This is a genomic window from Micrococcus sp. R8502A1, from assembly GCF_006704135.1.
Classification (GTDB): Bacteria; Actinomycetota; Actinomycetes; order Actinomycetales; family Micrococcaceae; genus Micrococcus; species Micrococcus luteus.
In genome coordinates this window covers 25,001-44,422 of sequence record NZ_VIGS01000015.1, presented here as the reverse complement: position 1 = coordinate 44,422, position 19,422 = coordinate 25,001, and the positions used below count along the sequence as shown (strand labels likewise).

The 19,422-nt window shown below is 73.5% G+C and carries 12 protein-coding genes and 3 tRNA genes; 8 read left to right on the top strand and 7 right to left on the bottom strand.

Going from position 1 to position 19,422, the window contains the following annotated elements:
• Nucleotides 1-216 precede the first annotated feature (216 nt).
• Nucleotides 217-290 (top strand) — tRNA-Thr (locus tag FLM69_RS04815).
• Nucleotides 291-364: 74 nt separating this feature from the next.
• Here FLM69_RS04815 and FLM69_RS04810 read toward each other — a convergent pair.
• Together FLM69_RS04810 and FLM69_RS04805 are read right to left on the bottom strand one after the other, a co-directional pair.
• Nucleotides 365-814 (bottom strand): hypothetical protein, encoded by a 450-nt coding sequence (locus FLM69_RS04810; protein ID WP_049145163.1) that lies wholly within the window; start codon nt 812-814, stop codon nt 365-367.
• Complete coding sequence (locus FLM69_RS04805) at nt 811-1,872, bottom strand: NAD(P)H-quinone oxidoreductase (RefSeq protein WP_081097720.1); 1,062 nt, start codon at nt 1,870-1,872, stop codon at nt 811-813. The genes FLM69_RS04810 and FLM69_RS04805 overlap by 4 nt, the downstream gene beginning before the upstream one ends.
• Before the next feature lie 137 nt (nt 1,873-2,009).
• On the opposite strand from FLM69_RS04805, the gene FLM69_RS04800 reads away from it, so the two are divergent.
• The 3 genes from FLM69_RS04800 to FLM69_RS04790 all read left to right on the top strand — a co-directional run bounded on the left by FLM69_RS04800 (nt 2,010) and on the right by FLM69_RS04790 (nt 7,276).
• A tRNA-Ser gene (locus FLM69_RS04800) sits at nt 2,010-2,097 on the top strand.
• A gap of 142 nt (nt 2,098-2,239) precedes the next feature.
• Nucleotides 2,240-4,504 (top strand): bifunctional UDP-sugar hydrolase/5'-nucleotidase, encoded by a 2,265-nt coding sequence (locus FLM69_RS04795; protein WP_141843291.1) that lies wholly within the window; start codon nt 2,240-2,242, stop codon nt 4,502-4,504.
• A gap of 27 nt (nt 4,505-4,531) precedes the next feature.
• Nucleotides 4,532-7,276, top strand: a complete 2,745-nt coding sequence (locus tag FLM69_RS04790; protein WP_181743485.1) for an ExeM/NucH family extracellular endonuclease — start codon at nt 4,532-4,534, stop codon at nt 7,274-7,276.
• Between the two features lie 84 nt (nt 7,277-7,360).
• Here the strand turns inward: FLM69_RS04790 and FLM69_RS04785 are convergent, their stop codons facing one another.
• Nucleotides 7,361-9,316 carry an FAD/NAD(P)-binding domain-containing protein gene (locus FLM69_RS04785; protein WP_063189340.1) on the bottom strand — a complete coding sequence of 652 codons (1,956 nt, stop codon included), beginning with the start codon at nt 9,314-9,316 and terminating at the stop codon, nt 7,361-7,363.
• A 291-nt stretch (nt 9,317-9,607) separates the two neighbouring features.
• Between FLM69_RS04785 and FLM69_RS04780 the strand changes: the two genes are divergently transcribed.
• Entirely contained in the window at nt 9,608-10,486 is an 879-nt protein-coding gene (locus tag FLM69_RS04780; RefSeq protein ID WP_049146144.1) for a PRC and DUF2382 domain-containing protein, read from the top strand.
• Nucleotides 10,487-10,682: 196 nt separating this feature from the next.
• Nucleotides 10,683-10,774 (top strand) — tRNA-Ser (locus FLM69_RS04775).
• A 77-nt stretch (nt 10,775-10,851) separates the two neighbouring features.
• Here FLM69_RS04775 and FLM69_RS04770 read toward each other — a convergent pair.
• Entirely contained in the window at nt 10,852-11,859 is a 1,008-nt protein-coding gene (locus FLM69_RS04770) for an IS481 family transposase (protein ID WP_101967259.1), read from the bottom strand.
• Between the two features lie 113 nt (nt 11,860-11,972).
• Nucleotides 11,973-12,824 (bottom strand): hypothetical protein, encoded by an 852-nt coding sequence (locus tag FLM69_RS04765; RefSeq protein ID WP_036316053.1) that lies wholly within the window; start codon nt 12,822-12,824, stop codon nt 11,973-11,975.
• Between the two features lie 195 nt (nt 12,825-13,019).
• Here FLM69_RS04765 and FLM69_RS04760 point away from each other — a divergent pair, with 195 nt between their 5' ends.
• Nucleotides 13,020-14,357, top strand: coding sequence for a hypothetical protein (locus FLM69_RS04760; protein ID WP_063189905.1), 1,338 nt, complete (start codon nt 13,020-13,022; stop codon nt 14,355-14,357).
• A 45-nt stretch (nt 14,358-14,402) separates the two neighbouring features.
• On the opposite strand, the gene FLM69_RS04755 is transcribed toward FLM69_RS04760, so the two are convergent.
• On the bottom strand, nt 14,403-15,554 hold the full coding sequence (locus tag FLM69_RS04755) for an MFS transporter (RefSeq protein WP_255421448.1): 1,152 nt from the start codon (nt 15,552-15,554) through the stop codon (nt 14,403-14,405).
• A gap of 141 nt (nt 15,555-15,695) precedes the next feature.
• Here FLM69_RS04755 and FLM69_RS04750 point away from each other — a divergent pair, with 141 nt between their 5' ends.
• On the top strand, nt 15,696-17,171 hold the full coding sequence (locus tag FLM69_RS04750; RefSeq protein WP_063189907.1) for a phosphomannomutase/phosphoglucomutase: 1,476 nt from the start codon (nt 15,696-15,698) through the stop codon (nt 17,169-17,171).
• Between the two features lie 10 nt (nt 17,172-17,181).
• Here the strand turns inward: FLM69_RS04750 and FLM69_RS04745 are convergent, their stop codons facing one another.
• Entirely contained in the window at nt 17,182-19,377 is a 2,196-nt protein-coding gene (locus tag FLM69_RS04745; RefSeq protein ID WP_095347586.1) for a RecQ family ATP-dependent DNA helicase, read from the bottom strand.
• Nucleotides 19,378-19,422: the final 45 nt, after the last annotated feature.

Genomic DNA, 19,422 nt, shown 5'->3' with positions numbered 1-19,422 from the left:
GTGCCGGGGTGCGAGGGGCGTGGGGCAGGCTCATGCGTCTCCCGTCGACGGTGTGTGCCCACCAGGGAACCGTCCCCGTCTGGCCGCGGCGTGGCCTGGGGGTGAACGCCTGCGGAAGGCGCGGGCCACAGTCGGTGGCCCGCGCGCCCGGCCGCGCGGTGGAATCGGGGCCGCGAAACCGGTATGCTCGTCAGCCGTGGCCGTTCACGGTCACGTGCCTCCTTAGCTCAGCTGGCCAGAGCAGCTCCCTCGTAAAGAGCAGGTCGCCGGTTCGAATCCGGCAGGGGGCTCCCCCGGACCCCGCCGCGTGATCACGCGGCGGGGTCCTCTCGTCTTCGGGCCGGCCGTCCGGGGCGCGCCGCCGTCAGAGCCCGGCTCCCAGCTCCTCCGCCCGGTCCAGGTGGCCGAGGGTGCGTTCGGCGTGCCGGCCGACCGACTCCGCCGAGCCCTGGCCGAGCCGGTACAGGGCGAGGGCCTGGGCGGTGGCGGCCAGCTCGTGTGCGGCGCGGGAGAGCTCACGGTGGACGTCGGCGGCCTCGGCCGGGATGTGCTCGCCGTCGCCCTCGTGGTCCCGGTGCAGGCGGACGCACAGGGCACGGACCGCGGGGAGCCGTTCCGTGAGGACGTTGCCGGCGTGGACCACGCCGTTGCGCTCCTCGTGGCTCAGCACGTCCGTGCCCCGCTGGCCCTCCAGCACCTGCCAGTAGCGGTCCAGGGCCCGGCCGAGGCGGTCGTGGGCACGGCGCCACAGCCCTGTGCCGAGCTCGCGGTCGTCGGCACGCTCCTGACGGAAGCGTGCGAAGGGCCCCCTCATGCGCGGTCGCCGGACGGCCGGCGCGCATCGGCGGGGTCGGTGACGAGCACGACCTTGCCCGTGCGGGTGGCGGAATCGAACCAGTCGAACGCCTCGGCGGCCTCGGCGAGCGGGAAGCACGCCCCGACGCTCGCGTCGATGCGGCCCGCCGCCACCAGGGGCCACACGGCACGTTCGGCCGCGGCCACGATCCCGGCCTTGTCCACGACCGAGCGGGAGCGGAGCGTCGCCCCCGTGAGCCAGCCGCGCTTGACCACCAGCTTCATGATGTTGAAGTCCTCCGGGACGGCGCCGCCCTGGACCGCGAGCGTCACGATGCGTCCCTCGGGGGCGAGCGCGGACACGTTGGGCGCCAGGTACGGGGCGCCGACGACGTCGAGGATGACGTCCGCGCCGTGGCCGTCCGTGACCTCCTTGACCCACGGGGCGAAGGCACCGGACTCGGCGGCGCGGTGGTCGAACATGTGCTCGGCGCCCAGCCGCCGGCCGAGCGCCACCTTCTCCGGGCCGCCGGCGGTGCCCAGCACCCGTGCACCGAGCGCGGCGAGGAACTGGACGGCGAAGGAGCCGATGCCGCCGGTGGCGCCGTGCACGAGCACCCGGTCCCCGGCCTGCACGCCCGCACGGCCCACGAGCGCCGAGTGCACCGTGCAGGCGACCTCCGGCAGGGCCGCCGCCTCGACGAGGCCGACGCCGTCGGGGACGGCCATGAGCTGGCCCGCCGGCACGGCGACGTACTCGGCGAAGCCCCCGCCGGCCAGGAGCGCGCACACCCGGTCACCGACGGCGAAGCGCCCCTCACCCGGCATCCCGGCCTCGGGTCCCAGCGCCGCCACGGTGCCGGAGACCTCGAGCCCGGGGATCTCGGAGGCGCCGCGCGGCGGCGGATAGCGGCCCTCGCGCTGCGCGATGTCCGCGCGGTTGAGACCCGCGGCGGCCACGTGCACCAGCACCTCGCCCGGGCCGGGGTCCGGCACGGGCTCGTGGCCCACGCGGACGACGCCGTTGTCGCCGGCGCCGGTGAATCGCACGGCGCGCATCTGTGCGGGGACGTCCATGGGGGTCTCCTCCTCTGGTCGGGGGTCGAGGGTCCATCCTCGCGCGCGGGGGGCCGGACTCGCCACCGGTCGCCCGCCGGGCCACGGGCTAGAGTGGGTCCTCGACGCGGCGGCCCACGCCGTCGCGGTCAGGCCCGGGATGGTTGTCCGAGCGGCCGAAGGAGCCGGTCTTGAAAACCGGTGTGCGGTGACCCCGTGCCGAGGGTTCGAATCCCTCACCATCCGCGTGCACACGACGAGAGGCGGCGGGCCGGACGGCCCGCCGCCTCTCGTTCACCTGGGGGCCACCTGGATGTGGTGGACTCGGCGCGTCACCCCGCCGTCCACCGGCGGCGCACCTCTGTCATCACGCATCCCGGGGAGAGCCATGCCCAGCCTGTTCCGCCGCCGTGCCGTCACCACGGCCGCCTGCACCGTCCTCGTCCTCGCGCCCGCGAGCGCGGCGCCCGCCCTGGCCGTCGAGACGGCCGCCGCGGACGAGACCACCATCTCGATCCTGTCCTTCAACGACTTCCACGGCGCGCTGTCCGCGGACTACATCGGCACGCAGTTCGCGGACACCGTGGAGGACTACCGCACCGCGTTCGAGGCCGAGCACGGCGCCGGCTCCACGCTGCTGACCAGCGCCGGCGACCTGATCGGTGGCTCGAAGTCCGTGTCCAACGTGCAGCAGGACAACCCGACGATCGACGTGATGAACGCGCTCGGCCTGGCCTCGCTGACCGCCGGCAACCACGAGTTCGACAAGGGCCTGGACGACCTGCAGGGCCGTGTGGAGTCCCGGGCCCAGTTCCCGGTGCTCTCCGCCAACCTGGTGGACCCGACGAGCAAGGAGCCCGTCCTCACCTCGCACGCCGTCTTCGACGTCGACGGCGTGCGCGTCGCGGTCATCGGCGCCTCCCCCAACGAGCTGTACGCGACCACCACCGGCGCGGGCCTGAAGGGCAACGAGGTCCTCGACGAGGTCGCCGCCGTGAACGCGGTCGCGGACGAGCTGGAGGCCCAGGACGCCGCCGACGTGATCGTGGCCTCGTACCACGACGGCGCCGCCGGCGCGGGCGAGCTGGCCGCCGAGCGGGCGGCCCGGGCCGAGTTCGACCGCATCGTCGGCGAGACCTCCTCCGCCGTGGACCTCATCTTCAACGCCCACACCCACCAGCTCTACCAGTACGACACCGTGGCCGGCGGCGCCCACCGCCCCGTGATCCAGGCGGGCGCCTCCGGCAGCCACCTGACCGCCGTCGAGCTGACCGTGGGCGCCGACGGCGAGGTCACCGGGCTCACCCCGCGCCTGCTGGCCCGGTCCACGCAGGCCCCCGCCGAGGCCGCCGCGGAATCCCCCGTCACCGCCCAGGTGTACGCGATCGAGCAGGAGGCCGTCGCGGTCTTCGAGGACCTGCAGGGCGAGGTCGTGGCCGACCTGTCCGCCTCCATCACCACCGACTACCAGAAGCTCATCGACGCCGGCGGCTCCTGGAAGGCCGGCGGCACGCGCGCCGCCGAGACCACCCTGGGCACCTGGGTGGGCGACGCCGTCAAGCACGCCGCCGAGCAGGCGAACCCCGAGGTGGACCTCGGCGTGACCAACCCCGGCGGCCTGCGCTCCGAGCTGCTGACGGACCGCTTCACCGACGGCGGCGCGTTCCCGGCCAAGCCGGCCGACCTCGTCGGTCGCCTCACCCTGGGCGAGCTGCTCGACATGGCGCCGTTCGGCAACACCATCACCTACTTCGACATCCCGGGCTCCTCCATCAAGCTGGCCCTCGAGGAGAACTGGCGGAACGACGTGCGCAAGTTCACCCTCGGCTGGTCCGAGGAGCTGACCTGGACCTACGACGAGTCCCGCCCGCAGGGGGACAAGGTGACCGGCGTGTGGATCGACGGCGAGCCGCTCCAGGCGGACCGCATGTACACGGTGGCCAGCCAGTCGTTCCTGGCCGACGACACCTGGACGACGCTCGGGGACCCGACCAAGGCCCCCGACGGCTACACCGCCTTCGCGACCGGCCGCCAGAACTTCGTGAACATGGGCCTGTTGGACTCCCAGGCGATCACGGACTACGCCCGCGCCCAGGACGCGGCCCACGGCGCCGTCGCCCCGGACTTCGGCAAGAACGGCGTGCCGGTCACCGACGCCCCCGCCTCGGTCGAGGCCGGGCAGGCCGTCGGCCTGACCCTCGGGGACCTCGTGGTGGACTCCGACGGCGCCCCCGCGGCGACCGCGGTCGACGTCGCCTTCCGCACGGCCGACGGCACCGAGACCGCCCTGGGCACCGTGGCCGTCCCCGCGGGCTCCGAGACCGTCACGCTCTCCGGGATCACCGCCCCCGCCGCGGCGGGCACGGGCGAGCTCGTGATGACCGTGCGCTACGCCGACGGCAGCACGACCGTGGTGCGCCATGCCCTCGAGGTCACCGCGGCCCCGTCCCCCACCGAGCCGGAGCAGCCCGCCCCGACCCACCCGGGCAAGGGTCATGGCAAGGGCCATGACAAGGGCGCCGACCACCCGGGCAAGGGCCGCGTGAAGGGCGAGGACCACCCGGGCAAGGGCCGCGGCGTGCAGCGCGGCGCCGCCACGCACCCCGTCTTCTCCGCCCATGCCTGGCTGACCGCCGCGGGCCTGCCGCGCTGACCCATCGAGAACGAGACCGAGGACGACATGACCCCCCTGCCCCGCTTCGCCGCGCGCACCGCGGTGACCACCGCCGCCCTGGCCCTGCTCGCCCCCGCCGTGGCCCTGCCCTCCCAGGCCAGCCCGGCCGGCGACTCCCTCGTCATCAACGAGGCATACACCAACGGCGGCTCCGCGAACGCCGTGTACACCCACAAGTTCGTGGAGCTCTACAACCCCACCGACCAGCCGATCAACCTCGACGGCTGGTCCCTGCAGTACCGCTCCGCCGCCGGCACGGCCGCGACCCAGGGCACGGTCGCGCTGTCCGGCACGGTGCCCGCGAAGGGCCACTTCCTGGTCTCCGGCGGCTCCAACGGCACCGCGGGCGCGGCCCTGCCGCAGGCAGACCTCGTGGCCGGCGGGGCGTTCAACCCCGCGGGCACCAAGGGCACGATCGTGCTCGCGCGCCAGGCGGGCACCGTGACGGACCTGCCGGTCGGCTCCGTGGTGACCGGCCAGGTGCCGGGCGTCGCGGACGTGCTCGGCTACGGAGCCACGAACACCTTCGAAACAGCGGCTGCCGGCGCCCCCTCGGCCAACTCGGACCCGAAGTCCCTCACCCGCACGAACGGCGTGGACACGGACGACAACAGCGCCGACTTCACCGTCACCGACCAGGTCACCCCGACCAACGCCGCCGCCACCGGCGGCGAGCCGACCCCGGAGCCCGAGCCGCAGCCGACCCCGGCCGAGCGGATCACCATCGCCCAGCTCCAGGGCACCGGCACGGCCACCCCGTACGCCGGGCGCCAGGTGACCACCACCGGCGTCGTCACCGCCGTGTACTCCACGGGCGGCTACGACGGCTACTACATCCAGACCGCCGGCACCGGCGGCGACACCCCCGACGCCACCCCGGGCGCCTCCGACGGCGTGTTCGTGTACTCGCCGGACACGGTCGGCTCCGTGACGCTCGGCGACCACGTCCAGGTCACGGGCGAAGCGGCCGAGCACTACGGCCTCACGCAGATCAAGGTCGCCGCCGGCGGCGTGCTGCCGGTCGCCGAGCCCGGCGCCGTGGCCCCCAAGCCCGTGAAGTTCCCGTTGGAGGAGGCCGACCGTGAGGCGCTCGAGGGCATGGTCCTCGCCCCGCAGGGCGACTGGACGGTCACGGACAACCACCCCCTCAACCAGTACGGCTCCCTCGGCATCGTCCCCGGCACGAAGCCGCTGGACAACCCGACGTCGGTGGCCCGGCCCGGCGCCGAGGCGCAGGCCGTCGCGGCCGCCAACGCGCAGCAGCTGATCGTCCTCGACGACGGGGCCACCACGAACTTCATGCGCTCGCCGGGCAACCAGAACCCGCTGCCGTACCTGGACGCGGACCAGCCGGTGCGCGTGGGCGCGGGCCTGGAGTTCACCACCGGAGTCATCCTCGACTGGCGCTTCGACGCGTGGTCCTTCCAGCCGCTGGGCCACCTCACCGACGCCACGGCGGCCGCCGTCCAGCCCGTGACGATCGAGGACACCCGCCCGGCCGAGGCCGCCCCCGAGACGGTCGGCGGCAACGTCACCGTCGGCAGCTTCAACGTGCTCAACTACTTCACGACCCTGGGCCAGGACGTGGCCGGCTGCAGCGCCTACCGCGACCGCGCCGGCACCCCCGTCACCACGAACGGCTGCCTGCCGCGCGGCGCCTACACCCCCGAGGCGTTCGCCCGCCAGCAGGAGAAGATCGCGGCCGCGATCAACGGCCTCGGCACCTCGGTGGTCGCGCTCGAGGAGATCGAGAACTCCGAGAAGTTCGGCCTCGACCGGGACCACGCGCTGGCCCACCTCGTGGAGGCCCTCAACGCCCAGGCCGGCGAACAGCGCTGGGCCTACGTGGCCTCCCCGGCTACGCGTCCCGCGCTCGCGGACGAGGACGTCATCCGCTCCGCGTTCATCTACCAGCCGGCCGAGGTCACCCCGGTGGGCGAGTCGGTGATCCTGGACGACCAGACGAACTTCGACAACGCCCGTGAGCCGATGGCGCAGCTGTTCCGCGCCGCCGACGGCACGTCCGAGGGGGCGGCCGGCACCGAGTTCGTGGCGATCACCAACCACTTCAAGTCCAAGGGCGGCTCCGGTGCGACCGGGGGCAACGTGGACACGGGCGACGGCCAGGGCGCGTACAACGCGGACCGCGTGGGCCAGGCCGAGGCCCTCGTGGCCTTCGCCGAGCGCATGAAGGCTGAGACCGGCACCGACCGCGTCCTGCTCATGGGCGACTTCAACTCCTACGAGAAGGAGGACCCGATCCGGGTGCTCGAGGCGGCCGGGTACGTCTCGCAGGGGGCGCTCACGGGCGAGTACTCGTACGCGTTCGGCGGCGCCGTCGGCAGCCTGGACGGGATCTACGCCTCCCCGTCGGCGGCGGCGGCGATCACCGGCCAGGACATCTGGATGATCAACGCGAACGAATCCGTGGCACTGGAGTACTCGCGCCACAACTACGTGGCCGAGGACCTGCACTCCGCGGACCAGTGGCGGTCCTCGGACCACAACCCGATCCTGGTGGGCCTCCAGCTCGACGCGCCCGTGACCGAGCCGACCCCGGAGCCGGAGCCCTCCCCGGGCGAGACCTGCGAGGGTGTGACCGATCCGCGCGGCGTGCCGGGCAAGCCCGCGAACTCCGTGCGCGAGTGGCTGCGCTGCGTGGGCGCGACCCCGAGCCACGGCGGCGACCACCCGGGCAAGGGCCACGGTCCGGAGCACCCCGGCAAGGGACGCGGGCCGGTCCGTCCCTGACGGGAGGCGGGGCGTCACCCCCGGCATGACGACGGCGGGGCCGTCCGGGATCCACCCGGGCGGCCCCGCCGTCGTCGTGGAGGCTCAGCCGGCGAGCACGGCCGCTGCGGCGGCGTCGGCGTCGGCGAGGAAGAGGGCACGTCTGGCCGGATCGGCCCCGGCCTCGGCCGCGATCGCGGTGCCCCACTGCACGCCCGAGAGCTGCAGGCCCAGCACGAACACGTCCGCGTGGACCGTGCCGTCCGCGGCCCGCAGCCGGTACGGGCGGGCCGTGACGTCGAAGCCGGTGGCGGGCACGCGCACACCCTCCTCGTCCTCCCACGTCCCGGCCGCGGCGACGCCGTCCGCCAGCATCTGACGGACCAGCGGGGAGGCGGCGGCCTGCACGCGGTTGGGCGGCATCATCGCCTCCACCAGCCAGGCCCCCTCGACGACGGCGGGCCCCAGTGAACCCTGCGCACCCACCTGGGGGCTGCGGGCGGTGAACGCGTGTTCCTCGGCCTCGACCACGGGCGCGGGGCCGGCCCAGGTGAGCAGGCCGGCCCGGTGCACCGCGAGCATCTGCTCGACGCGCCACAGGGGCGGGCCGGAGGCGAGGCCCTCGACGAGCGGCTCGAACCAGCCCTGGACGTCCCGGATGCGGGAGGCCTCGGCGATCCGGCCCTCGGCGATCCACGCCTTGATCCGCAGTCGGCCGGCATGGAGCGCACCGACGGCCATCATGAACGGGGACTCCTCCCCGAGGGCTGCCTCGACGCAGGCCTGCTCCATGAGGTCAGCGACGGCCCGCTGATAGTCCTCATGGGAGGCGAACACGGCGTCCTCGAACGGGGACGCGTAGGCCAGGATGTCGAGGAAGCGGCGCCCGGGGGCGTACCGCTGGAGGAGCTCCTCGGCGTGCGCGGAGGTCACGGGGGCGCCGCGGCCGGCCTCCTCGAGCTGGCCGACGAGCTCCCCGAGGAACCGGCGCGCCTCGACGGGCCCGCCGAGGATCTCGGGCTGGGCTCGGACGAGCGTGGCGTAGTAGTGCCGGACCACGTCGCGGTGCAGCAGCGGCCAGAGGTGCTCGGCGAGGTCCAGGGCCCCGTGCCGGGCGGCCAGGGCGTCGACGGCGGCGTCGGACAGGTAGCTGAGGGTGACGCCGCGGGGCACGAAGGCGTCCACCTCGGCCTTGGGCAGGTACGGGATGCCGCGGCGGGACATCAGGTGCAGGCGCGGCTCGTCCCCCGACGGCTCGTACCGCAGGGCCCGGCCGGGTCCGTCGCCGGTGCGGCGGTACACCCCGCCCCGGCCCTGGGTGAGCTGGGCCAGCAGGTCGAACGCGTTCAGGCCCATGCCCCGCACGAGGACGTCCGCCCCGGCCTCCACGGTCTCCCAGTCCACGTCCGAGGGGATCTGCGGGCCCTGGTAGTGCAGCTCGTCCCGGCTGCGCGCGGCGGCGGCCATCCGGTTCTGGCCGGGGCTGAGCTCCGCCGGCTGATGGCCCAGGCAGAGCACGACGGCGTCCGCGTCGAGCGCGGCGACCGCGCCGTCGGCGTCCCGCAGCTCCAGGCGGGCACCGCCGTCGGGCCGGGGGTGCAGGGCGGTCGCCTCCGCACGGTGCTCGACGACCTCGACGACCTCGGGACGGGCGCGCAGCCCCGCGACGACGTCCTTGTACAGGTGCCGGAGGTAGCGCCCGTAGACCGCCCGGGCCGGGTACTGGTGGCGGCGCACGCCGAGGCTGGCCTCCGGGTGCACGCGACGCCACTGGTCGAAGGTCTGGGCGGCGGTGGAAGGGCGCAGACCGGGGTTGTCGGCGGCGCACGCGGTCGGGAAGAACGCGGGGGTGTTCATGAGGTACAGCTCGGACTGGTCCGTGCGCCACACCCGCCCTGGCCCGGGCGGGTAGGGGTCCACGACGTCGATGCGCAGCCGTCGGGAGTGTGCGTCCGGGGCCGCACCCTCGAGTCGGGCGAGGATCCGCTCCAGCAGCATGACGCCGCGGGGGCCGGCCCCCACCACTGCGAGGCGGCGATCGGCCACCAGGGGCTCGGACATGGGGCCTCCACTCTCCTCGGGATCGTTTTCACGCCGGCGGCGCACTTATTCCACAGAATATCGGGGGTCGTCAAGAGTCGCGGACCGCATGCGCCACACTCCCACCGATCCCCCAGGATCCACAGCAGGCCCGGACGAAGAATCCGCGGAATCATGCGGATCACACCGAGATTCTGGGAGAAGTCTGGGAATTGGGAATCTGGGGGGCCGATGGTTGACGCCACTCGGGCCCATGGGGAATTGTGAATGAGCGTAAGGCAACAAAACACCAATTCAGAAGGAGAATTCCTCATGGACCGCAACGCTCTCGACCAGCTGCAGAACTCCACCGTCTTCGCCACCGACGGCGACAAGATCGGCTCCGTCGGTCAGGTCTACCTCGACGACGTCACCAACGAGCCCACCTTCGTCACGGTGAAGACCGGCCTGTTCGGCGCCCGCGAGACCTTCGTGCCGCTGCAGCAGGCCCAGACCACCGCCGACGGCATCACGGTGCCCTTCGAGAAGTCCTTCGTGAAGGACGCCCCGAACGTGGACGCGGACGGCTCGCTGACCCCCGAGGAGGAGCAGCGCATCTACGAGTACTACTCCATGGAGTACTCCGCCGCGGATCACGACGGCGACGTGCGTCGTGACGACGTGCGCACCGACGCCGGCGCCGCCGGCGTGGCCGGCACCGCGGGTGTGGCCGGCGTGGCCGACCGCCGCGACGAGGCCGTCGTGGACGGCGACCGCCGCGACGTGACCGACCGTGACCGCCGCGACGTGACCGACGCCGACTCCGTCGTCGTCAAGGACGAGCACCTGAACGTCGGCACCGAGCGCCGCGCCTCCGGCCGCGTCCGTCTGCGCAAGCAGGCCTACACCACCACCGAGACCGTCGAGGTGCCCGTCACCCGCGAGGAGGTCGTGGTGGAGCGCGAGTCCGTCGACCCGAACTCCGCCGAGGCCCGCACCGCCGGCCGCGACGGCGACGTCGAGGTCACCACCTACGAGGAGACCCCGGTCGTCAACAAGACCGTGGACGCCGAGAAGGTCTCCCTGGGCAAGCGCCAGGTGCAGGACACCGAGACGGTGACCGAGGAGGTCCGCCACGAGGACGTCAAGGTCGACGGCGACGCCACCGATCGCGACCTCGACGGCCGCAACGACCGCAAGGATCGCATCTGATCTGAACGGACGCGTCGGCCTCAGGCCGGACGGCTGACAGATCACGCGGGGCCCCGGATCCATGGATCCGGGGCCCCGCTCGTGCGCGATGGTGATCCGTCCGTGAGCACGCCGCTCCTTTGCCCTGCCCTGGCCTGGCGCGCTAAACTGAACCGGTCTGACCGCGCGTCGCCCCGTGCGAGGCGCGCCGGATGGAGGAGACGTGCCAGAGCGGCCGAATGGACTTCACTGCTAATGAAGGGCTCGACGAAAGTTGGGCCGGGGGTTCAAATCCCCCCGTCTCCGCCAGAGAGGGCCGGAATCCACGCGATTCCGGCCCTCTTCGCGTCTGTACGCGGGGACCTGACATACCGACCGGCTGGTGACTAGTTGTAAGAGGGCATGACGTTGTTGACTCGGGCCGGGGCCAACGAGGCCGGAGGGGCGTCCCCGCAGGAGGTATGAGGCCGATGGTAGTTGTAGTGGTTCACCCACACGGCCAGCGCCTCACGCCGAGCTGTCTCTGAGGTATACGGGCGGGCGTAGAGGACCTCATCGACCATCAGCCGGTTGTACCGTTCGACCTTCCCGTTATGGCGCGGGGTGTAGGGGCGGATCCGGTGGTGCCGGCCCCCGAGCGAGACCACCTTGGCGGTGAAGTCCACGGCCCGGTAGTTGTTCCCGTTGTCCGTGACCACCCGGTCCACGGTGATGCCGTGGGCGGCGAAGAACGCCCTCGCCCGGCAGAAGAACCCGATCGTGGTCACCGCCTTCTCATCCTCCAACGCTTCGGTGTACGCCAGGCGGGTGTACCCGTCGATCGCCGAGTGCAGGTAGGTGTACCCGACCCGCCGGCCGGCACCACGCTTGGAAGCACGGCCTGCTTCACTTTCACGTCCGTGGGTGCGCCAGCCGCCCCCGTCTGGGATCTTCCCGATCTTCTTCACATCCAGGTGCACCATGTGCCCCGGCCCTCTCGCGGTGATCTTCTGGGGTCGTTGGCGCAGGTCTTCCCCGGCCGGGGTCAGGTCCCGTAACCGGGAGAGCCCGGCCCGGTGCAGCCACCGTCCCACGGTACGAAGACACACCCGGTGGCCCTCGGAGACGAGGTGGTGATGGATCCGGCGGGCCGACCACTTCTCCCTGCGACGCAGGGTCTGGATCTGAGCCACCACCTCGGGATCGAGCTGGGCAGGTGAACGGTGCGGCCGGCTGGGCAGGTCCTGAAGGCCGGCTTCTCCCTGGGCGCGGTAGCGGGCCACCCAGGTGGCCACCGTGGGCCGGCTCACCCGGAACTCGGCGGCGACATGGGCTTGCGGGATGCCGTCGTGCAGGTGGCGGTGGACCATCCTGAGACGGCCGGTGGGAGTCAGGGGTGCATTAGCGTGAGTCATGAGTGGGTCTCTTTGCGCGGATGGGTGGTGTAGGAACTTCCATCCTGCGGGAGAGGCCCACTCGTCTCATCTCAGTCCGGCCCTCGTGCCAAGAACCTCATGACCCGCAACAACTAGCCCTCCCCGCGACGCTCGCGCATGCGGCGCAGCAGCTCGTACGCCTCCGGCACGGAGAGCTCCGAGTGGCTGGACAGCTGGACGGCGGCGGACTCGAGGTTGCCGTCCCGCACCATGGCGGCGAGCTGGTCGCGCAGCCACGGCGGCAGGTCCCGCGAGGAGAGCCGGACGGACTCCGTCCCCCGCATCACCTCGACCTCGAAGGGGAGCTCCTCCTCAGCGGGGGCGGCGGTCCACTCGGCCGGGACGGTCAGGGTCGTCAACTCGTCGGCGGACGGCGCCGTCGGACGCGGCGCGGCCGAGGCGTGGTCGCTGTCCTGCCGGGCGTCGTCCTCGGCCACGGCGTCAGAGGTCTCGCGATCGGGCGTCTGGGCGTCCGGCTCCCCCCGCCCGCTCGAATCCTGTCCGGGCCGCTTCGGCCCGGGGGTGTCGGCCGGGGCCGCGTCGTCCCGATGGGGCTCCCCATGGCCGCCGGGAACGGGCCCCGCGACTCCGGCGGACGTGGCGTCCGGTTCCTGCACCGGCTCGGAGTAGACCTGCGGATGCACGGCGAGGGACTGCACGTCCATGACGGCGTCCTTCAGGCCGCGTCCCGTGTGGGCGCGGTAGTCGCGCACGGCCTCCATCACGCGGCTCTGGGCGATGTGCCCGTACACGCGCCGATGGGCGTCCTCGTCCAGCAGCCCCGCTGCCAGACGCGCCCGCTCCGGTCCGATGTCCAGCCCGCGACCGGACGGCGTGCGCTGGTCCGCCGCCTGACGCGCTCGACCGGCCGACATCCACCGGGCGGCGGCGAACGCGAGGGCGCCGATGACGACCACCGCGAGGACAGGGACGAGATATTCCATGCCTCCAGTCTAGGTGTGGCCCGCGAGGGCCATGTCGGCAGCCGCGGCGCCACATCACAACCTGGTCACAGTTCTGCCGGGGCTCCAGAGTCACCGAGGGCCTCCCCTACGGTGGAACGTGGAGTCCTCCGTGTCTGGTCACGGCGGCCATGGAGGAGACACTCCGCCCGCCACTCGACCGAGCCAGGAGACCGCATGTCCTTCCCCCGCCGGTCCGCCCGCACCGTCGACACCCCCTCGCCCCGGCGACGCCGCTGGTGGGGGACGTCGGTGGCCCTGGCCCTCGTGCTGGCCGGCTGTGCCGCCCCGCAGGGGGACGAGGGGACGGCGGCCGGGTCCTCCGGCGCCACGGACGCGGCCGTCTCGTCGCCCGCATCTGCGGACGGATCGGAGGCCTCGTCGTCGCAGGGACGGTCCTCGGATGCGGCGTCGTCCGGTGAGGGCTCGCCGTCGGCCGCCGCGGACCCCGCGGTCCCCCTGGCCGCCCGCTCCCACGAGGACGTGCCGATGCGGGCCTTCACGGCGGAGGAGCGCCCGCCGCAGTTCGTCCTCTTCTCCTTCGACGGCGGCCGTCAGGATGCTCGCTGGAAGACCTTCCTGGACGCGGCGGCGGACTCCGACGCGAAGTTCACGGTGTTCCAGTCCGCGATCAACCTCATCGAGACCGCCAACCGGGAGAACTACACGGCGCCCGGCAACGAGCCCGGCTACGTGGGCACGGAGTTCGGCGGCGACGAGGCCGAGGTGGCGCAGCGCATCGAGAACATCAACACGGCACACGCCGCCGGCCACGAGATCGGCACCCACTACGCGGGTCACCTGTGCGCGCCCACGAGGTACGGCGCAGACCAGTGGTCCACGGCCGAATGGAAGCAGGAGTACGGCTCGTTCACGGACATCCTCTCCGACCCCGGCGCCTACAACCCGGGCAGCTCCCTGCCGGCGCTGGAGGTCACCCCCGACGACGTCAAGGGCGGACGTCTGCCCTGCCTCGACGGGGAGTGGGACCAGCTCGTCCCGATGTGGAAGGACAACGGACTCGAGTACGACACGTCGCGTGCCGCGGCCGCCTCCGGCGTCGCCTGGCCCTACCAGGAGGACGGGATCTGGGAGTTCGAGATGCCGATGACCTGGTCCCCCGTGCTCGCCGAGAAGGACGCGGCCAGCCCGTTCGTGATGGCGATGGACTACAACTTCTGGATCTCCGGCAACGGCGGCAAGGACATCCCGGAGGACGTCGCCCGACTCACCGACTTCCAGTACCGCACCTACCGCTACATGTACGACTCGGCGTTCGCGGGCAACCGCGCCCCGCTGGTCTTCGGCAACCACTTCAACGACTGGGGTCTCAACGCGTTCAACCCGGCTGTGGAGAAGGTCATGCGCGAGGTCTGCGTCGAGGAGGACACCTACTGCGTGACCTACCAGCAGATGATCGCGTGGCTCGAGCTGCAGGACCCGGAGGTCCTCGCCGCCTGGCGCGACCAGGCCCGGTCCGCCACCGGCACGGATGCCGAGGCCCTCGGCTGGTGACCCGCGGGTCGGCCCGCTGACACCCGCCCCCACGACGGCCCCGGCTCAGCGCGCCGGGGCCGTCCCGCGTCCGCGCAGCACGACGACGGCGCTCACCAGGGCGGTCAGCACCAGGGCCAGGACCATCAGCACCGTCCCCGGCCACCCGTGGGACTCGTGGAACACGCCGCCCAGCCAGCCGAAGAGACTCGAGCCGGCGTAGTACGCGAAGTTGTACAGGGAGGTCGACTGGGCGCGGCCCGTGGGGGCGGCCGTCCCGGACCATGCGGAGGCCACGGCGTGGGCGGCGAAGAACGCGCCCGTCACGAGCACGAGGGCGGGCACCAGCACCGCCGGATGCGGGACCGACGTGAGGGCGACGCCTGCCGCCATGGCCGCCGTCGCACCGGCCAGGACGGGCAGCCGGCCCACCCGCGCGGCCAGCCGACCCGCGCGCGGCGACGACCACGTGCCCGCGAGATAGGCGAGGAAGACGAGGCCGGCCGCCGTCGGCGTCCAGGAGAACGGCGGGTCGAGCAGGCGGTACCCCACGAAGTTGTACAGCGCCACGAACCCGCCCATCAGCAGCGCCCCCTGCAGGTAGACGGCGACGAGCTCCGGCGAGCGCAGGTGACCGCGCACGATGCGCACGAGCGTCGCCGGGGAGGTGGGCGACGGCGTGAAACGCCGGGCGCGCGGCGTGATCGCCAGGAAGCCGACCGTGCACAGCACCCCGACCACGGTGACGGTCAGCATCCCGCCGCGCCACGAGGACGCCTCCGCGACGGGCAGGGCGAGGAGCCGGCCGGAGAGCCCGCCGAGGGTGGTGCCGGCGATGTAGGTGCCGGCGGCAGCCGCGACCGCGTGCGGGACCACCTCCTCCGCCAGCAGCGCCACGGCGAGTCCCGCGACGCCCCCATGCGCCATGCCCTCGAGCAGGCGCAGGCCCAGCATGGCCTCGAACGTGGGTGCGAGGACGCCCGTGAGCGCGCACGCACTGGCGGAGACCATCGAGACCACCATGGCGCGTCGGCGGCCCCACCGGTCCCCGGCCACGGACCACGGCACCACCGACACGGCGAGGCCGAGTGTGCTGGCGGAGACGAGCAGGGCGGCACGGTCCGCGGGGACGCCCAGGTCGTCGCTGACGAGCGGCAGCAGGCCCTGCGGGGAGTAGAGCTGGGCGAACGTGGCCACCCCCGCCAGGAACAGCCCGATCAGCAGCCTGCGGTACGCGGGCTCCCCGGGAGCGGCCGGCGCGGGTCCCGACGGCGGGACGGCCGGGGGCCCCGCGCTCGGGGGCGGAGTGGTCGGGGGCACGCCCTCACTGTATCCAGGCTGTCCACTACGATCGGTCGGGTGACTACCTCGACCCCCTCCCTCGACCTGCACGACTCCTTCAAGGCGTACGACGTCCGCGGCATCGTGGGCGAGTCCATCACGGCGGAGAGCGTCCGCGCGGTGGGCGCGGCCTTCGTGGACGTGCTGGGCCTGGCCGGTCACACCGTGCTGGTCGGCGGGGACATGCGCCCCTCCTCGCCCGCGTTCATGACGGCCTTCGCCGAGGGTGCCACGCGCCGCGGCGCCGACGTCGTCACCCTGGGGCTGATCTCCACGGACATGCTCTACTACGCGGCGGGCGTGAAGCAGGCCGCGGGCGTGGTGTTCACCGCCTCGCACAACCCGGCCGAGTACAACGGCATGAAGATGGCCCAGGCCGGCGCCGTGCCGGTCTCCTCGGACACCGGGCTGTTCGAGATCCGCGACGCGGCCCAGGCCTACCTCGACGCCGGTGAGATCCCCGCCGCCGAGACCGCCGGCACCGTGACGGAGGAGGACATCCTCCCCGGCTACGCCGCATACCTGCGCTCGCTCGTGGACCTGACGGGGGTGCGCCGCCTGAAGGTCGTGGTGGACGCGGGCAACGGCATGGCGGGCAAGACCACCCCGGCCGTCCTCGGCGACGCCGAGCTGGCCGCCCTGCCGCTGGAGATCGAGCCGCTCTACTTCGAGCTGGACGGCACCTTCCCGAACCACCCGGCCAACCCGCTGGAACCGGAGAACCTGCGGGACCTGCAGGCCGCCGTCGTGGAGCACGGCGCGGACATCGGCCTGGCCTTCGACGGCGACGCCGACCGCTGCTTCGTGATCGACGAGCAGGGCGCCCCGGTCTCCCCCTCCGCGGTCACCGCCCTGGTGGCCCGCCGCGAGATCGCCCGCGCGAAGGCCGACGGCGAGCAGACCCCCGTGGTCATCCACAACCTGATCACCTCCCGCGCCGTCCCCGAGCTCGTGGCGGCCGACGGGGGCCGGGCCGTGGAGACCCGCGTGGGCCACTCCTTCATCAAGGCGGTCATGGCCGCCGAGTCCGCCGTCTTCGGCGGCGAACACTCCGCGCACTACTACTTCCGCGACTTCTTCAACGCGGACACCGGCATGCTCGCGGCCATGCACGTGCTGGCGGCCCTGGGCGGCCAGGAGCAGCCGCTGTCCGAGCTGGCCGAGGAGTACGAGCCGTACGTGGCCTCCGGAGAGATCAACTCGCAGGTCGCGGACAAGGACGCCGCCGTGGCCGCGGTGGTGGCGCAGTTCGCCCCCGCCGTGGGCGAGGGCGTCGGCGAGGGCCAGGCCGTGCACGAGGACTTCGCCGGGGTGGCCACCACGGTGACCCGCATGGACGGCACCACGGTCGCCGCCCAGGACGGCACGTGGTGGTTCAACCTCCGCCCGTCCAACACGGAGCCGTTCCTGCGCTACAACGGCGAGGCCCGCACGGCCGCCACCATGGAGGCGCTCCGCGACGCCGTGCTGGCGATCGTCCGCGCGGAGCGCTGACCTCGGCGGCTCATCCGGCCTGGGCCAGGACGAGCGGCAGCACCCCCTGGGCGCCGGCCTCGCGCAGCACCCGCGCAGCCTCGGCGAGCGACCACCGCGAGTCGACGAGGTCGTCGACCAGCAGCACGGGGCCGTGGCGGCCGGCGTCCGGGGCGGTGCGCAACATCTGCGCCATCGCCTCGGGGACGGCGAACCGGCCGTAGACGGACCCGAGCCGGTAGGCGCTGTTGCCGCCCGGCCCGGCCGTGGGGCCGCCGCGCGCGTGCTCGAGCGAGCCGAGGAACGGAAGCCGGCCGATCCGGGCGATCCCCTCGGCGAACGACCCCACCAGCTGCGGGCGGGTGCGCGAGGGCATCGCGACGACGGCGATCGGCCGCGTCCGCCACCCCCAGCCGGCCAGGACGTCGACGGCGCCCCGCAGGACCTCCTCCGGCACCGGGGCGTCCTCCCGGTCCAGCAGGTCCCGCAGGACGGTGCCCCACCCGAGGTCCGTCAGGCGGGCGAGCGCGCGACCCTCCTCGGCCTGTGACTCGGGCGCGATGCGCCCCTTCACGGGCACGCCCAGCCGGTCCATGCCCGAGGGCCACATGCGACGGGGCTCGATCGGCACACCGGTGCGGCGCAGGGCGGCCTCCGCGCGCTCCCGCGCCGCCCCGTCCGATCCCGTCGGGTACCAGGGGCTGGCACAGACGTCGCAGCGGCCGCACGGCGCGGCGGTGGGGTCGTCCAGGGTGCGGGCCAGGAACTCCATGCGGCACCGGTCCGTGGTCTGGTAGTCGAGCATGAGCCGCTCCTCGGCCCGGCGCGCCTCGGCCACGCGGGCGTACCGCTCGGCGTCGTACGTCCACTCCCGCCCGGTGGCGCGCCAGCCGCCGCCCACCCGCTCGACCGCCCCGTCCACGGCGAGGACCTTGAGCAGCAGCTCCAGGGTGGTGCGCTTGATCCGCACGGCCGGCTCGAGCGCCGCCACGGAGAGGGCCCCGCCGTGGTCCGCGAGCGCCCCCAGCACGGCGCGCGCCTGCTCCTCGTCCGGCATGGAGGCGGTGGCGAAGTACTCCCAGATGCGACGGTCCTCGGGCCCGGGCAGCAGGAGCACGTCCGCGTGGTCCGTCCCGCGGCCGGCACGGCCGACCTGCTGGTAGTACGCCACGGGCGAGCCCGGCGCGCCGAAGTGCACCACGAACGTCAGGTCCGGCTTGTCGAAGCCCATGCCGAGCGCCGAGGTGGCCACGACGGCCTTCACCCGGTTGGCCTTGAGGTCCTCCTCGATCTCGGCGCGCCGCTCCGGGTCCGTGCGGCCCGTGTAGGCGACCACCTCGTGCCCCGCCTCGCGCAGGGCGCGCGCCGTGTCCTCGGCGGCGGAGACGGTGAGGGCGTAGACGATCCCGGAGCCCGGCAGGTCCCCGAGGTGGTCGAGGAGCCAGGCCAGGCGCGCGGCCGGGCTGGGCAGGCGCAGCACGCCCAGGCGCAGCGAGGCGCGGGCCAGGGGGCCGCGGAGCACGAACACATCCTGCTCGGAGGCAACGCCGAGCTGCTCCACCACATCCGCCACCACACGGGCGTTGGCCGTGGCGGTGGTGGCCAGCACGGGCACCGCGCGCGGCCCCTCGGCGGGAAGCAGCCCGATCAGGTCCCGGATGCGGCGGTAGTCCGGCCGGAAGTCGTGGCCCCAGTCGGAGATGCAGTGGGCCTCGTCCACCACGAGCAGGCCCATGCGCGCCACGAGGTCCGGCAGCTGCTCGTCCCGGAACCGGGGGTTCGTGAGGCGCTCGGGCGAGATCAGCAGCACGTCCACCTCGTCCGCCGCGAGCCGGGCCCGGACCTCGTCCCACTCCGTGGCGTTCGCCGAGCTCACGGACACCGCGCGCACGCCCGCCCGGGCCGCGGCCGCGACCTGGTCCCGCATGAGCGCGAGCAGCGGGGAGACGATCAGCGTGGGCCCCGCGCCGCGGGCGCGCAGCAGCAGGGAGGCCACGAAGTACACGGCGGACTTGCCCCAGCCGGTGCGCTGCACCACCAGGGCGCGGCGGCGGTGGGCCACGAGCGCCTCGATCGCCTCGAACTGCCCGTCCTTGAATCGCGCGTCCGGCCGGTCCACGAGCCGACGCAGGACGGCCAGGGCCTCCTCGTGCAGCGCGGCGTCGCCCCCCGGTGCGGAGGTCTCGGGGAGGCGGGGGCCGGCGTCGGGGTGCGAGGTGGCGTCCATGGCGTCAGTATGCCAACCGGCCCGGACACCGCAGGCGCGGCGGCG

Excerpts from the sequence above, each read along its gene's own strand:
- FLM69_RS04810 (WP_049145163.1), bottom strand. The coding sequence starts at position 814 with ATGAGGGGGCCCTTCGCACGCTTCCGTCAGGAGCGTGCCGACGACCGC.
- FLM69_RS04805 (WP_081097720.1), bottom strand. The coding sequence starts at position 1,872 with ATGGACGTCCCCGCACAGATGCGCGCCGTGCGATTCACCGGCGCCGGC.
- FLM69_RS04795 (WP_141843291.1), top strand. The coding sequence starts at position 2,240 with ATGCCCAGCCTGTTCCGCCGCCGTGCCGTCACCACGGCCGCCTGCACC.
- FLM69_RS04790 (WP_181743485.1), top strand. The coding sequence starts at position 4,532 with ATGACCCCCCTGCCCCGCTTCGCCGCGCGCACCGCGGTGACCACCGCC.
- FLM69_RS04785 (WP_063189340.1), bottom strand. The coding sequence starts at position 9,316 with ATGTCCGAGCCCCTGGTGGCCGATCGCCGCCTCGCAGTGGTGGGGGCC.
- FLM69_RS04780 (WP_049146144.1), top strand. The coding sequence starts at position 9,608 with ATGGACCGCAACGCTCTCGACCAGCTGCAGAACTCCACCGTCTTCGCC.
- FLM69_RS04770 (WP_101967259.1), bottom strand. The coding sequence starts at position 11,859 with ATGACTCACGCTAATGCACCCCTGACTCCCACCGGCCGTCTCAGGATG.
- FLM69_RS04765 (WP_036316053.1), bottom strand. The coding sequence starts at position 12,824 with ATGGAATATCTCGTCCCTGTCCTCGCGGTGGTCGTCATCGGCGCCCTC.
- FLM69_RS04760 (WP_063189905.1), top strand. The coding sequence starts at position 13,020 with ATGTCCTTCCCCCGCCGGTCCGCCCGCACCGTCGACACCCCCTCGCCC.
- FLM69_RS04745 (WP_095347586.1), bottom strand. The coding sequence starts at position 19,377 with ATGGACGCCACCTCGCACCCCGACGCCGGCCCCCGCCTCCCCGAGACC.